Raw genomic sequence first — 19,294 nt, forward strand, 5'->3', positions numbered from 1 at the left:
CGTGGCGAAGAGAATTTAATGAGGGGGATTTTTCTTTTATGGTTTTGTGCTGTATTGAGCAGGTGTCAACATGAATAGTGTTAATAATATTCGGTCAATATTTTTGGATTATTTTCATCGTAATGGGCATAAAGTTCTTTCTTCTAGTCCGCTTGTTCCGCGGAATGATCCTACACTTATGTTTACAAATGCAGGAATGGTGCAGTTTAAAAATGTTTTTACTGGACTTGAACAACCTTCTTATACGCAGGCAACAACGGCACAAAAATGTGTTCGTGCGGGTGGAAAGCATAATGATCTTGATAATGTTGGATATACGGCGCGCCATCATACATTTTTTGAAATGCTGGGTAATTTTTCTTTCGGTGATTATTTCAAAGAAGAAGCCATTTTTTTATCATGGAATCTTTTAACAAAGGAATTTTGCCTGCCAAAAGATAAATTGTTGGTGACAGTTTATCAGAGTGATGATGTTGCTGCTGAACTGTGGCGTAAAATTTCAGGTCTTCCAGATGAAAAAATTGTCCGTATTGCGACAGCTGATAATTTTTGGTCGATGGGAGAAACAGGCCCTTGTGGGCCTTGTTCGGAGATTTTTTATGATCATGGTGATGAAATCTGGGGCGGTCCTCCTGGAAGTATGGAAGAAGATGGTGATCGCTTTATTGAGATTTGGAATCTTGTTTTTATGCAGTATGAGCAAGTTTCCAAGGAAAAACGTGTTAACTTACCTCACCCTTCTATTGATACAGGCATGGGATTAGAGCGTATTGCTGCTGTTTTACAGGGCGTTCATGATAATTATGACATTGATCTTTTTCGTGCATTAATTGCTGCATCAGAAGAAATTACAGGGATTGAGGCAAAGGGTGATTTTATTGCCAGCCATCGTGTCATTGCTGATCATCTTCGCTCATCGGCATTTTTGATTGCTGATGGTGTGCTTCCTTCTAATGAAGGAAGAGGATATGTTTTACGTCGTATTATGCGTCGTGCTATGCGTCATGCGCATCTTCTTGGTGCTAAAGAGCCCTTAATGTGGCGACTTTTGCCTGCTTTAAATCGCGAAATGGGACAAGCTTATCCTGAGTTGGTGCGTGCTGAATCTTTGATTTCAGAAACTTTAAGGTTAGAAGAAATACGTTTTCGTAAAACGCTTGAACGAGGACTTGGTTTGTTGAACGAAGCAAGTACCGATCTTAAAGAAGGAGACTATTTGAATGGTGAAGTTGCTTTCAAACTTTATGATACCTATGGTTTTCCGCTTGATTTGACGCAAGATGTTCTTCGTCGTCGCGGAATATCTGTTGACGTTGGTGCTTTTGATAAAGCGATGGAACGCCAAAAAGAGGAAGCACGTGCCAATTGGTCTGGTTCTGGAGAAGCTGTAACAGAGAAAATCTGGTTTTCTGTTCGTGATCAAGTGGGGGCCACAGAGTTTTTAGGTTATGAAACTGAGACAGCGAAAGGTATTCTTACAGCTCTTGTATGTGATGGTAAAATTGTTGATCATATTTCTTCAGATCAGAAAGCTATGCTTGTTGTTAATCAGACACCTTTTTATGGTGAATCTGGTGGGCAAATTGGTGATACCGGTATCATTTCTGGTGAAAATTTTATTTTTAAGGTGCATGATACCCAAAGAAAGGGTGATGGTGTTTTTATCCATATTGGGGAGATGAAATCTGGTCAGGCATCGAGGTCTGATTGTGTAGAATTAACGGTTGATATTGTTCGTCGTAAGAAAATTCGCGCGAATCACTCTGCTACTCATTTGTTACACGAAGCTTTACGCCAAACATTGGGGGACCATGTTACACAAAAGGGCTCTCTTGTATCGCCAGATCGGTTGCGTTTTGATTTTTCACATCCAAAATCCGTTTCACCAGAAGAGTTGAAAAAAATAGAAGATTTAGCCAATGAGATTATTTTGCAAAATAGTAAAGTAATAACGCGCCTCATGGCTGTAGATGATGCAATTTCTGAAGGTGCCATGGCATTGTTTGGTGAAAAATATGGTGATGAAGTTCGCGTTGTTTCTATGGGGGAGCCATTTGAAAAGGGAGGATTTAAAAAGCGTTGGTCAATTGAGCTTTGTGGAGGTACACATGTGGAGCGAACAGGTGATATCGGTTTGATTCATATTGTTTCTGAAAGTTCTGTTTCAGCTGGAGTGCGGCGTATTGAAGCTTTAACAGGCAAAGAAGCACGTCTTTATCTTAGCCGCCAAGATGAACGTATTCATGAAATTGCTGATCTTTTAAAAACTTCTTCTGCTGGTGTGGAAGAACGGGTGCGAATTTTGCTTGATGATCGTCGTAAACTTGAAAAAGAATTGAATGATGTACGCAAGAAAATGATGTTGAGTGGTGGAATAACAGAAAGGAGCCAAGGTGATATTATCATCATCAATGGGTTTTCTTTTACCGGACGCGTTGTTAAAAATATTTTACCACGGGATCTTAAGGCGCTCGTCGATTCTGAGAAAAAACAAATCGGATCTGGAGTGGTTGCATTTATTAGTGTCTCGGAGGATGGAAAAGGGAGTGCTGTTGTCGGCGTTACGGATGATTTAACGGATAAGTTAAATGCTGTAGATCTCGTTCGTATTCTTTCAGAGATGCTTGGTGGTAAAGGTGGAGGTGGCCGTCCTGATATGGCGCAGGCTGGTGGTCCTGAGGGGAACAAAGCTGATGAGGCATTTGCGGCACTAAAAGATTTTCTTGAAAAAAATTAAAGAATGAAATCATTCTGCATAGGTATTTTTTACATTGTTATATTGGGTTGGCATCTATGTATCATGAATATCTGTCTGGTGTATTTCTGAAATGCAGATACAGCGTAATTGGGGAAAAATACAATTGTAAAGATAAAAACAGTGTTTGTCTTTATAACGTCCAAGCGTTTCAGGAGTCACCTTTTTAAGATAAGATAGATTATTCAGCACTTCATGCTTTGCTGTGTATTCTTTTACTAGGAAGACTAGTTATTGTGTTGCTCTTATAGATTTTTTAAAGAAACCTCTCTTTTTATGAAAGGAAAAATCAAGATTTATTGCATACGATTCTCCTTATAAAGTTATAAGCTGTCATTATTCGATTAGTTTTCAAATGAATAAAATCTCTTTCCTTGAAAAGGCTTATAAAAGAGTTGTTATATCTTAGAGCTATTGTTTTCATTTTGCTTGTTATGTACACAGTTTTTTGGTTTATTATTAAAAGGTTTTGAAAAGAATATTCTCCTATCTTTATAAATCTTTATTTAAAGTTATAAAGTAATGAATTATCAATATAAATCAAAGGAATATCACATAAATCTAAAGATTTAGATTAATATTTAATTTATTTATGATAAAATTGCTTTAATACATTGAGTTATAATGATAATTTATCGTTTTATCTTTTGAATAAGAGCTACGAATATTCGTAGGATTTTATTATTTCAAATTCTGGGTATGTTAAATTAATCAAAACCACTCACGAATGTCGTTGTGAAATGGGCTTAAGAGCATTGAAAAATGTTTCTTAAAAAAGTCATATGAATGTGCAAAACAATGATGTTCTGTTCTTTATGAGAGGACTATAAAGAACGTGATAAACAAAAGTGCAAAGCAATACATAATATTCATTATTTAAAAGATGTTTCTTTAGTTCGTTTTGAAATTCGTAAAGCTGAGTAAAAAGAAGACGATAAAACTGGAAATTGTTTTTACCTTTACATTTTCCCTAAATGAGAATGTATACTCGTCAATATGCACAGATATAGGAAAATATTTTTGTTCTAATCTAGTAAAATTGCAATAGCAGAGAAAATACTAAACTGTTTTAATATTTTTCTTAAATACCTAAAATGAATTGTGGCATTTTTAGAAATCTCTTTACTTGTATCATATATAAGAACTCTTGTTATCTTGAGGAGGATTTTTTTGCTTGAAAAAGAGTATCAATTTTATGATGCTATGGCTTCATGTAAGGGGATAACATTTTCTCCTTCTCTTTCTGGTGGTTTGATTGTTAAACCACTTGCCTTTAAAAAATTAGAGAAACGTCCCCCTTTATCGATCAATTCTTGAAAGTTTCCTTTTTCCATTAAGTGACCATGATCCAGAAAGAGTATCACATCAGCATTGCGTACTGTTGAGAGGCGATGTGCTATAATAAAAGTAGTGCGGTTATGGCTTATGCAATCGAGAGCATCTTTGACACGTGCTTCTGTTTCAACATCAAGAGCGCTTGTTGCTTCATCTAGAATGAGAATAGGGGAATTTTTTAAAACAGCGCGTGCAATTGCTAGTCGCTGTTTTTCTCCACCGGATAATTGAGATCCTCGTTCGCCCACCATTGTGTTATAACAATCAGCTTTTTTTAGAATAAAATCGTGAGCTTCTGCTATTTTTGCTGCTTCATAAAGTTCTTCATTTGTTGCGCTCGCTTTTCCTATTGAAATATTGTCATGAATAGTACGGTTGAAAAGACCCGAGTCTTGAAATACTGTTGCTAGAGATTTGCGTAAAGATTCGCGATTGATTGAGCATATATTTATTCCATCAATGGAGATATGCCCAAGGGTAGGGTCGTATACGCGCTGCAACAGATTGATCAATGTTGTTTTTCCAGCCCCTGTTGGCCCTACAATTGCAACAGTTTGTCCTGCTTTAACCTCAAAGGAAATATCAAAAACACCTTGAGAAGAATTGGGGAATTTATAGGTCACGTGATGAAATTGTATGGCGCCTTTAACATTTTGGAGGGAAGGAAGATTTTGCGGTTCGTTGATATGAAAGGTTGAGTCTTCCATTTCAAAAAATTCTTGCAGTTTTGCTTGTGAGGATATTGCACAATTAATAAAATTGCTCATTTGGTCTAGGCGGCTAATCATGAGTTGTGCAAATCCAACAAAAGCAACGACTTCACCTACTCGTAATTGATCTTTTGCAACAAAAAAAGCTCCAAGGAGAAGAACACAAACGATTGAAATTGTTGAAGCCATTCGATTTAAGCCACTGGCGAGCGCCCACCAATTGAGAACAGGATTTTGTGCTTTAAGCAGAGCATTTGTATGTTGATGCAGTATAGAAGCTTCTTCTTTTATTCGGTTATAACTTTGTACAATGGAAACATTAGAGATTGAATCACTGACATGTTTAAAAAGGTTGTGGTGGTAGCATTCCACAGCGGCTTGTCCGTCTTTTGTTTTTCGCATCACTAAACGTGCAATTAATACGTAGGTGATGGCAAGCACAACCAAGACTATTGAAAGACGCCAATTCATATTAAACGCTATGGGGATGAGAACCAATAAGGCGACAAGCGTTGAGAGGTGTTGGCGCATAAAATCAAGCCATATGGTTGACATGGAATCTATTGCGCGCAAAAGTGTATGGAGTGCGTTGGAAGTTCCACGTTGTTGATGCCAAATTAAAGGCATGGCAATGATACGTTCGAAAGATTCCGTTAAAACCGTTAAGCGGCGTCTATGGGCTAAGCGGTCAGCACCGCGAGCAACAAGGACATAAGCAATAATATGTGAAAGTCCAAAACAAACCCAAATGGTAAGAGTAGGAATGATAGCTGATTTTTCTGAAATAGAATCAATAACACGTCCGAATAAAATAGGTTCTGCAATAGTGATAATAGCTAACATAACATTAGCGGTACAGATTAAAAGGGATGCATTTTTTTCTCTATTTAGGTAAGTGAGAACACGTGCATAGGTTTTGAATAAGGACACGGTTAATTATCTCCATTCGCTATTAAGCGTAAAGGCTGTTGATTTTTACAACGCTTAGTTTTTAGCTAATAAAATTTGGACGTTAAGAAAAGGCAATTTTGGATACTAACTGTAATATGGTGTGATAAAACCAACTAAAATATGAATTTTTGTGTTTATAAAGGCGCAAAAATAGATCAATAAAATTATCAGGTAAGGGAATTTTCATGGCAGGCATAGAAATAAAAAAAGTTGAGGCAGATGAAAATGGAATGCGCTTAGATCGCTGGTTTAAAGTGCATTATCCAGGACTTGGTTTTGGAGCTTTGCAAAAATTGTTGCGTTCTGGTCAGATACGGGTTGATAGTGGACGTGTTAAAGCCGATACGCGTCTTTGTATAGGGCAAGCTGTTCGTATTCCACCTCTCCCTATTAATGACAAGGAAAGTCTTTCAATAACCGATAAAACACTTCGTGGGCAGGATGATGGGACCGTTTTGAAAAAAATGCTGCTTTATGAAGATCCAAAGGTATTTGTTTTTAATAAACCCGCTGGGTTGGCTGTACAAGGAGGCTCTGGTTTAACACGTCATATGGATAGTATGCTTGAGGTATGGCGCAATAAAAAAGGTGAAAAGCCGCGTTTGGTTCATCGTCTTGATCGTGAGACGTCGGGGGTGCTTATTGTTGCACGATCAAGGGGAGCTGCTCAGTCCTTAACAGCTGCTTTTAGAGCGCGAGAAACAAAAAAGACTTATTGGGCGTTGGTTCGTGGCGTGCCTAAAAAAAAGCAGGACAAAATTTCAACGTGGATGGTTAAGGAAATGACTGCACAAGGTGACAAAATGCGTGTTTGTGAACATGGGGAGCCAGATTCACATCATGCGGTTTCCTACTATCGCGTTTTAGATACACGAGGGCGGGCTCTTTCGTGGCTTGAAATGGAACCCTATACAGGGAGAACACATCAGCTTCGTGTGCATGCTGCCCATATGGATCATCCTATCATTGGCGATACAAAGTATTTTTTTTCTGATAGTAATTGGACATTACCAGGAGGAATTCAAAATCGTCTTCATCTTCATGCACGTCGTATTCGTATTCCTCATCCTTCAGGAGGAATATTGGACATTGTTGCACCTTTACCACCTCATATGGTTCAAAGTTTTAATCTTTTGTCTTTTAATGAGAGTGATGCTGAAACAGAGTAAAGAAACTTCATTTGTTCTTTTTGATTGATATAAATTTGATAAGATGAATAGGGCATCATTTGAAGGAAGTTTTTGATAAGTCAATCGCTATGAGAAAATTATGTTTTTGAGTGATGAAATTTTCGAATATCATGGCTTTCTTTCTACAGCTCTTTATCCATATTGATTGTATTGTTATTTTTTGGATATGGTGTATCGTTTAATAATCTGAGTTTATGAAGCTGCTCCTTTGAATTATCTATAGAGGTCATATTGGGAAGGCGTGTCTGTTGAGGGAGATGAGTTAGATAAAATCTGAAAGATATTTACTAAAATAGAGAAAGCGATTTTAGTTTTTTTATGGGGAATAATGGAGGCGTTTTATAGTAATGCTGAGGAAAAGTAGACTCTCAAAAAAATCCTGTTGTCAAGGAAGTTTGTTCTGTTATAAATGTGGTTTGATATGCTTATAGTATAGATTTATGCTTTGTATCTTTACTTACACAATGAAGCCTTCTTAGCAAAGTTCTCCTTTCAATGAGCAATTTTTTCTACTTACTTAGTTTATCCAGAAGACTATCTTTCATAAAAGAAGAAATAAGTTTTTAGTATCTTAATGCTTCATTGAAGTGAACTCATCACATTGAAAAAATATCTAGACAAAAAATTGGAGATAAAACGTCAGACGCGTTTTATTGCTCTAGGGAGGGCTTGAACACTTTTGTTTTTTCTAGTGAACAAAACAGATATTTATTATGGGAACATTCAAAAGGGGGATAAATTGAAATTAGGAGTGACTGATGGGATCATTATTGATTGACGTTAATAACGTCTCAAAAATATATCGCAACATTGACAGAGGAATTGGTTTTAAAAACAAGGTGTTTTCTCTCTTCAAGCCGGTTTATACAAATCATCATGTGTTAAAAGATATGAGTTTCACCCTCTTTTCAGGGCAATCGTTAGCAATTCTTGGCCCTAACGGAGCGGGTAAATCGACACTGATTAAAATACTTTCTGGTATACAATACGCTGATGAGGGATGTGTTAAAGTCCTTGGTGTTGATCCTTATAAAGCGAAGAAAAATCTGTTCAAGTCTTTGGGTGTGGTCTTTGGTCACAAGAATTGTTTATGGTGGGATTTGCCCTTACGCTACAGTCTGGATATGGTTCAACCATTATATGGTCTTGAATGCGCCTCTTTTACCCGTGATCTTAAAGAGATCGCTGAGTTGCTGGGTCTTGAGCATATTATGGATAAGCCAGTGCGGATGCTTAGTCTGGGTGAGAGAGTGAAAAGTGAATTGGCATTTAATCTCTCCTTTAGACCTAAACTGTTGTTTCTCGATGAGCCAAGTATTGGTCTTGATATTACATCTAAGCATGAAATCAGGGAGCTTCTTAAAAAACTGAAAAAGGAGCGTGGCACTGGGTATATCATTACAAGTCATGATATGGGAGATATTGATGGATACGTCGATGATATTATTCTTTTGCATAAAGGAAAGAAACAGTTTCATGGTAATCTTCATGCGCTTAAAAATGTCATTCCTTCTTTGGTGAGAATGACACTTTTTTGTGAACACATGGCTGCACCTTCAGCTGTTGTAGAAAAAATTGATGAGATTGCGTTGAAATTATCTACTCCTTTAAAAGATAAGCACTTTAACGCTGAAGAATGCTCGCTGGAGGTTTCGCTGCCCCGTGAGGATTTTGCGCGTTTTGTACGCGAAATTACAACCGAATTGAACTGTACGTTCTCTGTATCCACTCCCTCGCTTGAAGAGATGCTCCGTGTTAAATTTAAAGAATTTATCTAACCACTGCTTTGGTATGTTTCTTTTTGCCAAGAATGGATTACTCACTGTTCTAAGTGATAGAGCAATGTTTTTTACCGATATTATCATTGGGACACTTTCGCCATTTGTTATTCAACTTCTATTATGGAATGCACTTTTCTCTGATACGGGCAACACCATCAATGGCTTTAGCTTTTATGATATGATGTATTATTATGCTTTTGCTTTAGTCCTAGGTCGCTTAAATAATGGTTATAATGTGATTAAGTTTTTCTCTCATCATGTTAAAGAAGGTCAATTAGAAGTATATATTACAAAGCCCTTTAGTTATATGACACAAATGCTTTTTACTTTTTTAGGGGAGAGTGTATTATATAGCATCCCGTTATTGGCTCTTTTTGTTGTTAAGCTTGTTTTATCCTATGAAAATATTCTGGGATTGGTCATCGCTTTTCTGTTCTTTTTTCTGGTTGTTATTCTATCACAATTGCTTTGTTTTTTACTCTCTTTTGGAATTGCCTTATTAAGCTTTTGGGTGATTGAGTACAATATATTACTCTCTTTCAGTATTCTCAGTTCAACGCTTCTTGGGGGTGTTCTTTTACCACCATCTTTTTGGCCGGTGTGGCTTATTCCGCTTATGCAATTTAATCCTTATCGTTTCATGATATCAGCTCCTGCCGAGTTTTTCGCGACGCAAAATTTAGCGTTGTTTCAGCAGTTTATTTTCGGAAGTTTTACTTATATTTTGTGTTTTTTATTCTTAATTTATATTGCTTGGAATAAAGGGATGAAAGCATATAATGGAGCGGGTGGTTGAGATGAAAATAATCCTTCATTTTATCAGTTTGAATATCCGCCGACAGATTGTTTATGGTAAGAATTTGGCTGGGGAGTTTATTCTTTCTCTATGCTATTATTTTATTCAATTCATATTTATTGATAGAATATCTTCTTTTTCAGGAAAGATCGGTAACTATAGCAGAGATGAAATCCATTTTATCTTTGTTGTCTTTGTTTTACTTGGAATATTTTTGAATATTTTTACTAATTCTATTGAAACGTTTTTTGAAAAAGTAGCGGATGGTAAAATTGAACCATACTTGATAAAGCCCGTTTCAATCTGGTTGTTGATGTTGTTTGGTTGGTGTAAACCTCTTAATCTGATCAAGCTCTTTGTTCTTTATGTTAGTGCCTATTTATTTGTATCATTACCGAATATATCCGATCTTAAGCTAAGATGGATCTCTTTTATTGTTGCAATATTTTGTGTTTTTATTGTCAATATTTGTTTTTTCATGATGTTTAATTTTGTAACATTTATTATTAGCCGTAAGATGCCTGTCGAATATTTTCATGAAATGATTTACGAGCTTTCATTTGTGCCAATAGGAATTTATCCTTTAAGCATCGTAAAATGGCTTTTGTTTATGCTTCCCATGGCTTTTTCTGCTTCCTTGCCTGTGTCATTGTTGCTTGGTAAAGGCGAATGGAATATTGGATATCTTCTGTTGAGCGCTTTTCTTTCCATGGTCATGACTTTCATAAGTTATAAGAAAACAATGCGTAAATTTAATGGATTAGGGGGATGAAATGAAAGTCAGCATGATTATAAAAATAAAAAAAATTGAGTGAATAATTCTATTGTACCATAAATTATCGTTATTTATTCTGGCGATATAAGGCATGTAGAATTTTCACATGAGGATTTTTTTATTGTTAGATAAGATTGAACAATAATATAGGCCGCATTCCCACAGTTACTGGCAAGGAGCGTGAAATAGAAATCAGAGGTTTAAACTGTTCGATTTTAGATGGCAGCTTGATGACAAAAGCCAATGGTAAGATGGCATACAATTTAGTATCATTCATAATACGAGCCAGATGTGTTCTTTTTCGGTTATAGTGCTAAAAAATTGTCAAAGTGGGTAATTTTTATATGCGTAGAATGTGGTTATTCGTGCGGATTTTGTTGGTGCATTCAATATATTATTACGTGGATGAGTTTTTTGCTTAAACAATAAGAAAATTGATAGAATAAAGCTTTTAAGTTGCCCGATAGAAAGCTAAGAGTTGTGCTAAACAACATGATAGCAATTATCAAGACAACAATCACATAGAGACTTTCAGCATGCTGAGTAGGCAAAATTCCATCAATAATTGCTTGAAAAATAAAAGTATTCACCAAGTCAAGTAGCTGTAAAACGATAGCAATAAGATTAATTTCAATAACGTAATAAATATATTTCTTTGTTGTGCAAGTAAATCAAGAGAAGGCTCTTAATTTTTCTTATGCATAACTCATTTTAAGTTATGATTTTGTTAAGAAAAAGAAAAATTAATGTGTTATATTTTAATAGTATTTGCGAATATTATTTTTTTTGTACGGTGTTTTTATTTTATTTTAATTTAAAATTAGGTTTGACAATTGTCTAAAACGCGTAATAATCAAATTTAATTGTATCGATATGATGCGTTTTTCTATAAAAGAAAAAGGAGAGTTCAAGCTCATCACGTGCTTCAGGTAATTCATGCCGTCCTTCGGGTTATTATTGGGATACAATAAAATCTACAGGACAAACAGGAGCAATGATAGTGGCGCCTGTTGGGACAGTTGGAGGTGCTGTGCTTGGAGGAATCGTAAGTATAGCGGGTGCAGTTGCAATAGAAAATAGATGGTATAGTTTCTATTAATCGTAGCTGCTGCTGTGGAGGGAGCTATACTAAGAGAAGGCAGTAGGCAGCACTATAAATGGTGCTCTAGGAGGGGGGCCTTTAGAGTTGTGCATCATTTTTATAATTGTGTACGGTAATTTATAGAATATCAGCAATATATCTCTAAAATCATAATAATTTTGTAGATATGTTAATGAAAAATATGTCTAAGAAATATTGTTAGAATATCTTTTAATGGTATATTATTTATAAGTCTATATATTTTAGTTCAGAAATTTTAAGTGTTATAGATACTTTAAATACTATTAATATTATTAATAAATTTATTTAAATTATATTATGCTTTTAAAGCGCATATTAAAACTGATATTATAAAAAATCATCAATAATATTCATTTTATTTTTTATAGTATTCTTTATTTAAGTATCTTTCTATAGAGATTATGAGATATGTTATTAATAAAGTTATGTTTTTAGATTTGGCCAAAAAAATAAAGAGAAATCCAGACAGCTTCTTTTTCAATAAACAAAAATAATGCTTTAATTTGATGTTGTAAAATAACTGATAACGATCATATGTTTTTGATTATCAGTGATGAAAATAATGTGATTTTTGATATAGAGATTGAAAAGATTGAGAACTTTTTCGCGTATCACTCATATTTTCTTACCAAATTTTTTGAAAAATTATATAAAGCAAAAAAATAAATTCTGTTAAGTTATTAGCATTTATAATGAGTTTTTTATTTTCACAGTTTTGTGATTGTTTTTGCATTTAACAATGCATTAACAACATGTGTGGTCCATTTTAAAGTTTTGTTTAAAATTACATAAGTAAGTTCTATTTTGATTTGTTATTGCATCGCTCGTATTGATGTATAACAAAAGCGTTTGAGACAATATAAGATCACAAGAATAAATTTTTAATTGGGTATATAAACTACCGATTGCTTACAGATAAAAAAATCTATGCATATCAAAGTTACGTAAGTTTTTTCTCTTCAAAATGTGTATTTGAGTTAATTTTTGTGATTGATAGCTTTGCTACAATGAAAATACTTGTGAGTTTATTGGTATTCATTAGATAACTATGAATTTTACATATCGATTCAAAAATATAGAATAATATAATTTTACGATTATTGTGGAGTTCATTTTTATAAACTTAAAAACATAATGCTGAGCATTACAAATATTTGCAAAAATGCTTTTATTAGGTATTATTTTGTTTCTTTATAGTTTACATTTTTTATCTTTTTAACCTTGGTTAGAGAGAGAATTTGTATTCATTATCTATTTCTCTATTTTATTTTGAATGCGTGGAGCACTATTAATATCAAAAAGTAATGATCGTGGAAGATAATGAGCTTAAACTGAAGTTATTCTGCGATTCTGTAGAAACGAATTGTCGTAAAATCGTTGAAATGTTTAATGGCTTTATGGATTAAAGTTGGCGGTTTCATCAATATTATCTCTTATCTTATCTCGTTTAGCTTTTCTAATCAAAGAGCGAAATTTTTGTTTACGCTAAATTTTTACTCGGTTAGCTATTTCCTCTCAACATACAATAAGAAAAAAAATTAGCTTACTGTATGCTAGCAATATAAAAAATCCATTATGTGTAATAAAAAAAGACAATTTAGTAATATTTTTTATGTTGTGATTTAAAAATGTTGTGATTAAGAAAATCAATAGTTTTGAAGAAAAAATACAATTTAAACAATAATATAATCATATTATTGTAATAAAATTTTATCATCTAATCAGTCAGCTTAAAACAAAAATAGAATAATTGACAAAACAAATTAAATATGGAAAGAATGAAAATATAATACAAAATGATAATTATTTTTGTGTTATATTATCATTCTCTTCTCAGTAGGAAAATATGAATCATCGGTAGATGATGTGATGTTTTCTGTTTAGAGAGTAAGGTTTTATTAAATATTGTAATAGGTTATTATAATGAGAATATTTAAGCATTGTATATCATGTGTTGTTGCAGTCGCTATTTTCTTTTCACAAGTTTTAGGAGCTAATGCCGATTCTTTAAATGGTAGATCTCAAAACGCTGATTTTATTTCTGTAATGAAACAAGAGAATAGAGTTATTAAATCTGTTAAGGAGATTATTAGTCAATTTTCAGAACAAAGCAGAGAAAAAGATGTCCAAAAGGTGGCTGGTTTGATAGGAATGGAGCCAGCGATTTTTGGTTTAATCGCATTTCTTGTATATTTCTTTACTAGAAAGCCACCGGATCCTAGAAAAAGCGCAGGTGAAAAAGCATTCACTGCTTTTACTCGAAGTGCATGGGCTCTTAATTAAAAATGTTGATTTGATGAATTTTAAATTATTCTGTTTTTGAATCTTTTATAATTAATAAACCGTGATTTCTAATCACGGTTTAGCTATTTTTATATTTATTAATATGCCCATTAAGCTTTAAGTTTTTAGGCTGTACTCTTTTTTTAATATTATTACAGAAATACTTTATTGTACATAATATAGTCTTTTTGAGGTTTAAAATTTTTAATCATTTTATCTTGGTTAGAAAGAATGTGTATTTATTTCTATTTCTCTAAGTCGTAGAATTATATTAATGTTAGAAAGTTAGAATCTTGAAAGACAATGAACTTTATTAAAATTATTCCACGTTCTTGTAGAAACGAATGGCTGTGAAATCTTTGAAATGTGTAATGGCCTTATGGCATTAGATTTGGCGCGTTCACCAAAGTTATCCCTTATCTTACTTAATTTAGCTTTTTCAATCAAAGAGCTAAGTTGATACTTACGCTAATTTTTGCTGGGAAAACTATTTCTTCTCAATCTATACTAAGAAAAAATTATTTTAACAGAATATTTCAATAAAATATTTTTTTGTTTTTTGTAAATTTTAAAAATATTTATCTTACTATATTATACAAAAAATAAAAAACATTACGTGTAACTAAAAAACAATATATTGATATTTTTATGTTATAATATCTAATAATATTTATGATAATAAAGATAAAATTATAATAAAAACAATAAAATAATTTTATTTTAATACATTTTTGCCATTAAATTATACATTATTAAAACACGAATAAAATAATTGACAATATTAAAATAAACATGTAACGGATATATTGTAAATGTAATATAATATAAAATTAACAATTAAAATAAAACTGTTAATTAAATTTTGTATTATATTTTTTGTTATTAGAAGATAAATATACTTTATCGATAGATGATGTAATGTTTTCTATTTAGAGGGGGCGGTAAAGAAAATTTATTTTATTAAATATTGTAATAGGTGTTTATGATGAAAATATTCAAGCATTGTATAGTATGTTTTGTTGCAGTAGCTATTTTCTTTTCACAGGTTTTAGGAGCCAATGCTGATTCTTTAAATGATAGATTTCAAAATGCTGGTTTCATTTCTGTAATGACACAGGAAAATAGAGTTATTAAAGCTGTTGATATGATTATTAGCCAGTTTGGAGGACAAGGGGCTGAGAAAAATGTCCAAAAAGTCGCGGGTTTAATGGGGATGGAGGCAGCGATTTTTGGTTTAATCGCATATCTTGTATATTTCTTTACTAGAAAACCGCCGAGTCCTAACAGAGAGACAGGTGGAAGAGCATTCGATGCTTTTGCTTATAGTGCATGGGCTTTGAATTAAAAGATAATTCCTTGATGAACTTTGAATTATTCTGTTGTTGAATATTTTATATTAAATAAACCGTGATGTTTAATCACGGTTTATTTATTTTTTACTTTTAATAATATGGTAAATTTATCCTTTAATATCATTAAGATATTGTTGGGGGATGGCAGTATAGGGGACATTAAATTTAAATAATCAGCTGCTTTTTAAAGTTAATTAAATTTTTTCTCTTCAAAATACGCATTTGAGCTAAGTTTGTATTTGATATTTTTTCTATGATGAAAATGCATATGCTGGAATTGAGATATTCATAAACGGTGCGTATTCACTCAAAAATATAGGGTAATACAATACTTATGGTTATTGTGGATTTTATACTGATGAACTGAATAAGTATAGCGATGCGTCTTACAAATATTTGTAAAAAATGCTTTTATTGGAATCTTTTAATCTCTTTGTGGTTTACAATTCATTTTATCATTTTATCTTAAGCAAAGAGAATGTGGATTCATTTCTATTTCTCTATTTTATTTGAGAAGGGTGGAGTTATACGAATGTCAAAAAAAGTCATGATCGTGGAAGATAATGAGCTTAATATGAAGTTATTCCGTGATCTTGTAGAAGCGAGTGGTTATGAAACTGTTGAAACGCGTAATGGTCTTATGGCATTAGATTTGGCGCGTTCATCAATGCCATCTCTTATCCTTGTGGATATCCAGTTGCCAGAGGTCTCTGGAATAGATGTTATTAAACAATTAAAAGAAGATGAAGAACTTCGATCAATCCCTGTTGTTGCTGTAACAGCTTTTGCTATGAAAGGCGATGAGGAGCGAATTCGTGCCAGTGGATGTGAAGAATATATGTCAAAGCCTATTTCTGTTCCTCATTTTATCACAATGGTAAAACATTTTGTGGACTAAAGCTTGTTAAGTGATGATAGAAAAAAATATTGAAAAGCTTATAAAATTGCTAAAGTTTTCGTGCAAATATTTTTCTGCTTTAGCACGTGGATATATTCAAGTTAGTAAAACAGATTTTAAAAATTGAAACTGAAGTTTCGAGATTTTTCGGTTTATTTTCTTGCCTTTTATCTTAAGAGAGGAGGTTGTTTTGCATTTTTGTTTTTTCTAATCGGTATAGATTTGTTCCTACATTCATCTAAAAGTCTGTTTTAGTAGGGGAAAAAGCCTCGGTTTTGTCCGAGGCTTTATGCATTGTACAAAAATTGAAATTAACGCTTTGAGAATTGGAAAGAACGACGTGCTTTTGCTTTACCGTATTTTTTACGTTCAACAACGCGGCTATCACGGGTAAGAAAACCACCTTTTTTCAAGATTGAGCGAAGTTCTGGTTCATAATAGGTTAAAGCTTTGGAAATGCCATGGCGCACTGCACCGGCTTGTCCGGAAAGACCACCGCCTGCAACGGTTGCAATAATATCAAACTGGGTATCCCTATTTGTTGCAACAATTGGTTGACGAAGAATCATTCTAAGAACAGGACGAGCGAAATATTTGTCAAATTCCTTATTGTTGATTGTGATTTTTCCAGAACCTGGTTTAATCCATACGCGTGCAACAGCGTCTTTACGCTTTCCTGTTGCATAAGCACGTCCTTGTGAATCAAGCTTTTGCACGTGGACAGGAACAACATTTTCATGTGTTTCTGTAATACTTGTTACTATGCTAAGCTCAGAAAGAGAATTAATTTCAGCCATAATCAAGCAATCCTTTTGTTTTTGCGGTTTAAAGCACCAACGTCAAGAGATTCAGGCTGTTGTGCTTCATGTGGATGTTGGCTTCCAGCGTAAACACGTAGATTCTTCAATTGACGGCGACCAAGAGGCCCTCGAGGAATCATGCGCTCTACTGCTTTTTCAATAACACGTTCGGGAAAACGTCCCTCAAGAAGTTGACGTGCTGTACGTTGTTTGATTCCACCAATATAGCCGGTATGCCAATAATATTTTTTATCCGTATATTTTTTGCCAGTGAGAGCTATTTTATCTGCATTAATGACAATAACGTTGTCACCATCATCAACATGTGGAGTAAATGTAGCTTTATGTTTGCCACGTAAGCGGTTAGCAACAAATGTGGCAAGACGACCCAAAACAAGGTTTTCTGCGTCAATAATAACCCATTTTTTCACCACTTCAGTTGGCTTTTGTGAAAAAGTTGCCATAGAAGTATCCTTTATTAGAACCCTTTTAATATAAGGGAATTTTTACTGTTTTGCGTTGAAAATTGTTACCATAGCGAAATATTTAACGCATACTACTTGCTCTGATATAATGTCTTTTGATTGACGTCAAGAGAAAATAAAAACTTTATAAAACAACATGTTATGAGAAAGGTATTATAATACCCCATTAAAAGAAGTTTGTAGACCATTTAAACTTAAAATGAATGTTGCAAAAAACTATTTTATCTTTAACGCATGATTGTATTTTATTGTTCTTCATTATAAAATAAGAAATAATGCAGTGGTCTCGTTATTTTCTCAATGTTGAATCTTCTGCTTGTGGTCAAGCTTGGTTAGATGCCCTTGATGTTCAAGGGATAAATAATGCGCGCGCTATTTCTCAAAAATTTGGCTTTCCAGATCAGTTAGCTCGAGTACTTTCAGCAAGAGATGTGGATGAAGCTGAGGCTGTTGCTTTTATTAATCCAACATTACGTACGCTTATGCCTGATCCAGAAAGTTTTAGGGATATGCAATGCGCTGCAGAGCGTATTGTTAAGGCTCTTCTCAATCAAGAACAGGTTGCTGTTTTTGGTGATTATGATGTTGATGGTGCTTGTTCATCGGCACTCATAGCGCGTTTTTTTCGTTATTTTGGTATTGAAGTCAAAATTTATATTCCTGATCGTATTGTTGAAGGCTATGGTCCTAATGAACAAGCAATGAGGATGCTTGTGCAAGAAGGCGCTCGGTTAATTATCACTGTTGATTGTGGCGCAAACAGTCCTGATGCCGTAAAAGCAGCGAGGCTTGCTGGTGCTGATGTTGTGATTTTAGATCATCATCAAATGTCAGAGATTCATCAAGAAGCCGTTGCTCTTGTCAATCCTAATCGCCCTGATGATTTTTCTAAACAGGGGCATTTATGTGCAGCTGGCGTTGTTTTTGTTACGTTAGCTTGGGTTCATCATTTGCTGCGGAAAAAACAATTCCAAGGGCAGCTGCCTGATCTTTTAAGTATGCTTGATCTTGTTGCATTGGCAACCATATGTGATGTCGTTCCATTACAGGGGGTTAACCGTGCTTTTGTGATAAAAGGGCTTCAAGTTGCTCGTTCTATGCATAATCTAGGAATAACAGCTTTAACAAAGGTTGCACGAATAGGGGAGCCGCTTAATAGTTTTCACTTAGGTTTTTTGTTAGGTCCTAGAATTAATGCAGGAGGGCGCATTGGTGATCAAGCTTTGGGAGCACGTTTGCTTAGCTGTGAGAATAAAGATGAAGCGGACAGAATAGCAGAACAATTAGATCGGCTTAATCAAGAACGCCAAGAAATGGAGAACATTCAATTAGCACAAGCGGAATCTTACATTACTTCTCTTTATCAAGATCAAGAAATACCATTATCGCTTGTAATTTCACATAAAGAATGGCATCCGGGAATTATTGGTATTCTTGCTTCCCGTCTCAAAGAGCGTTTTTTTTGTCCTGTTTTTGCTATTGCTTTGAAAGAAGATGGAAATGGCGTAGGGTCGGGACGCTCAATTAATGGTATAGATTTAGGAGCACTCGTTCGTGAAGCTGTTACATTAAATTTATTAGAAAAAGGAGGGGGACATAGTATGGCAGCAGGAATTACAATTCAATCAACAAAAATTGAAATTTTTCGAAAATGGCTAGAAGAAAAAGTTTCTTTAATGGTTTCACAGTTGCGTGCAAAAAAATCTCTTAGTATAGATGGTTCTCTTTCTGCTTCTGGTGTTAATGAAGCGCTGTTTGAATTGCTTGAAAAAGCAGGGCCATTTGGGGCAGGGAATGCAACACCTGTTTTTGTTCTTCCCTCTCATCGACTGGTGAATCTATCTGAAGTTGGTAAAGGACATCTTCGCCTCATTGTATCTAATGTTGAAGGAAAAAAACTGCAAGGAATAGCTTTTCGTGCTGTAGGGACATCGCTTGGTGATTTTCTTTTTGAAAATATTGGTGAAATGATTCATTTAGCTGGTCATCTTAGTTTGAATTATTGGAATGGAACGATCAATCCGCAGCTGCGCGTGATTGACGCAGCCGCAGTGGTTTGA

General features: G+C 34.2%; 12 protein-coding genes. 9 read left to right on the top strand and 3 right to left on the bottom strand.

Features of this window, described 5'->3' with window-relative positions:
• Positions 1-70: 70 nt before the first annotated feature.
• Entirely contained in the window at positions 71-2,737 is a 2,667-nt protein-coding gene (gene alaS / locus ACFIK7_RS08820) for an alanine--tRNA ligase (RefSeq protein ID WP_375663236.1), read from the top strand.
• Between the two features lie 1,211 nt (positions 2,738-3,948).
• Here the strand turns inward: alaS and ACFIK7_RS08825 are convergent.
• The gene (locus ACFIK7_RS08825; protein WP_375637441.1) at positions 3,949-5,730 is read right to left on the bottom strand and encodes a glucan ABC transporter ATP-binding protein/ permease; all 1,782 of its coding nucleotides are present in this window, start codon (positions 5,728-5,730) and stop codon (positions 3,949-3,951) included.
• A 206-nt stretch (positions 5,731-5,936) separates the two neighbouring features.
• On the opposite strand from ACFIK7_RS08825, the gene ACFIK7_RS08830 reads away from it, so the two are divergent.
• From ACFIK7_RS08830 to ACFIK7_RS08860, 7 genes are all read left to right on the top strand, one after another.
• The gene (locus ACFIK7_RS08830) at positions 5,937-6,920 is read left to right on the top strand and encodes an RluA family pseudouridine synthase (RefSeq protein WP_375637442.1); all 984 of its coding nucleotides are present in this window, start codon (positions 5,937-5,939) and stop codon (positions 6,918-6,920) included.
• A gap of 779 nt (positions 6,921-7,699) precedes the next feature.
• Positions 7,700-8,719: an ATP-binding cassette domain-containing protein gene (locus ACFIK7_RS08835; protein ID WP_375631290.1), complete on the top strand. Its 1,020-nt coding sequence runs from the start codon at positions 7,700-7,702 to the stop codon at positions 8,717-8,719.
• Positions 8,694-9,518, top strand: a complete 825-nt coding sequence (locus ACFIK7_RS08840; protein ID WP_273791429.1) for an ABC-2 family transporter protein — start codon at positions 8,694-8,696, stop codon at positions 9,516-9,518. Before ACFIK7_RS08835 ends, ACFIK7_RS08840 begins: the two co-directional genes overlap by 26 nt.
• On the top strand, positions 9,502-10,290 hold the full coding sequence (locus tag ACFIK7_RS08845) for an ABC-2 family transporter protein (RefSeq protein WP_273791430.1): 789 nt from the start codon (positions 9,502-9,504) through the stop codon (positions 10,288-10,290). The genes ACFIK7_RS08840 and ACFIK7_RS08845 overlap by 17 nt, the downstream gene beginning before the upstream one ends.
• 3,049 nt (positions 10,291-13,339) lie before the next feature.
• Positions 13,340-13,699 (top strand): hypothetical protein, encoded by a 360-nt coding sequence (locus tag ACFIK7_RS08850; RefSeq protein WP_375631292.1) that lies wholly within the window; start codon positions 13,340-13,342, stop codon positions 13,697-13,699.
• Between the two features lie 985 nt (positions 13,700-14,684).
• Entirely contained in the window at positions 14,685-15,044 is a 360-nt protein-coding gene (locus tag ACFIK7_RS08855; RefSeq protein WP_273791584.1) for a hypothetical protein, read from the top strand.
• A 539-nt stretch (positions 15,045-15,583) separates the two neighbouring features.
• Positions 15,584-15,949, top strand: a complete 366-nt coding sequence (locus ACFIK7_RS08860) for a response regulator (RefSeq protein WP_005773308.1) — start codon at positions 15,584-15,586, stop codon at positions 15,947-15,949.
• A gap of 311 nt (positions 15,950-16,260) precedes the next feature.
• Here ACFIK7_RS08860 and rpsI read toward each other — a convergent pair whose 3' ends face one another.
• Both rpsI and rplM read right to left on the bottom strand, forming a co-directional pair.
• Positions 16,261-16,746, bottom strand: coding sequence for a 30S ribosomal protein S9 (rpsI, locus tag ACFIK7_RS08865; RefSeq protein WP_015856545.1), 486 nt, complete (start codon positions 16,744-16,746; stop codon positions 16,261-16,263).
• A 2-nt stretch (positions 16,747-16,748) separates the two neighbouring features.
• Positions 16,749-17,213, bottom strand: a complete 465-nt coding sequence (gene rplM, locus ACFIK7_RS08870) for a 50S ribosomal protein L13 (RefSeq protein ID WP_015856544.1) — start codon at positions 17,211-17,213, stop codon at positions 16,749-16,751.
• Positions 17,214-17,509: 296 nt separating this feature from the next.
• Here rplM and recJ point away from each other — a divergent pair, with 296 nt between their 5' ends.
• Complete coding sequence (recJ, locus tag ACFIK7_RS08875; protein WP_375631293.1) at positions 17,510-19,294, top strand: single-stranded-DNA-specific exonuclease RecJ; 1,785 nt, start codon at positions 17,510-17,512, stop codon at positions 19,292-19,294.

Origin of the sequence: Bartonella sp. CL266QHHD, assembly GCF_042195355.1 — a bacterium.
In the GTDB taxonomy this organism is placed as follows: Bacteria; Pseudomonadota; Alphaproteobacteria; order Rhizobiales; family Rhizobiaceae; genus Bartonella.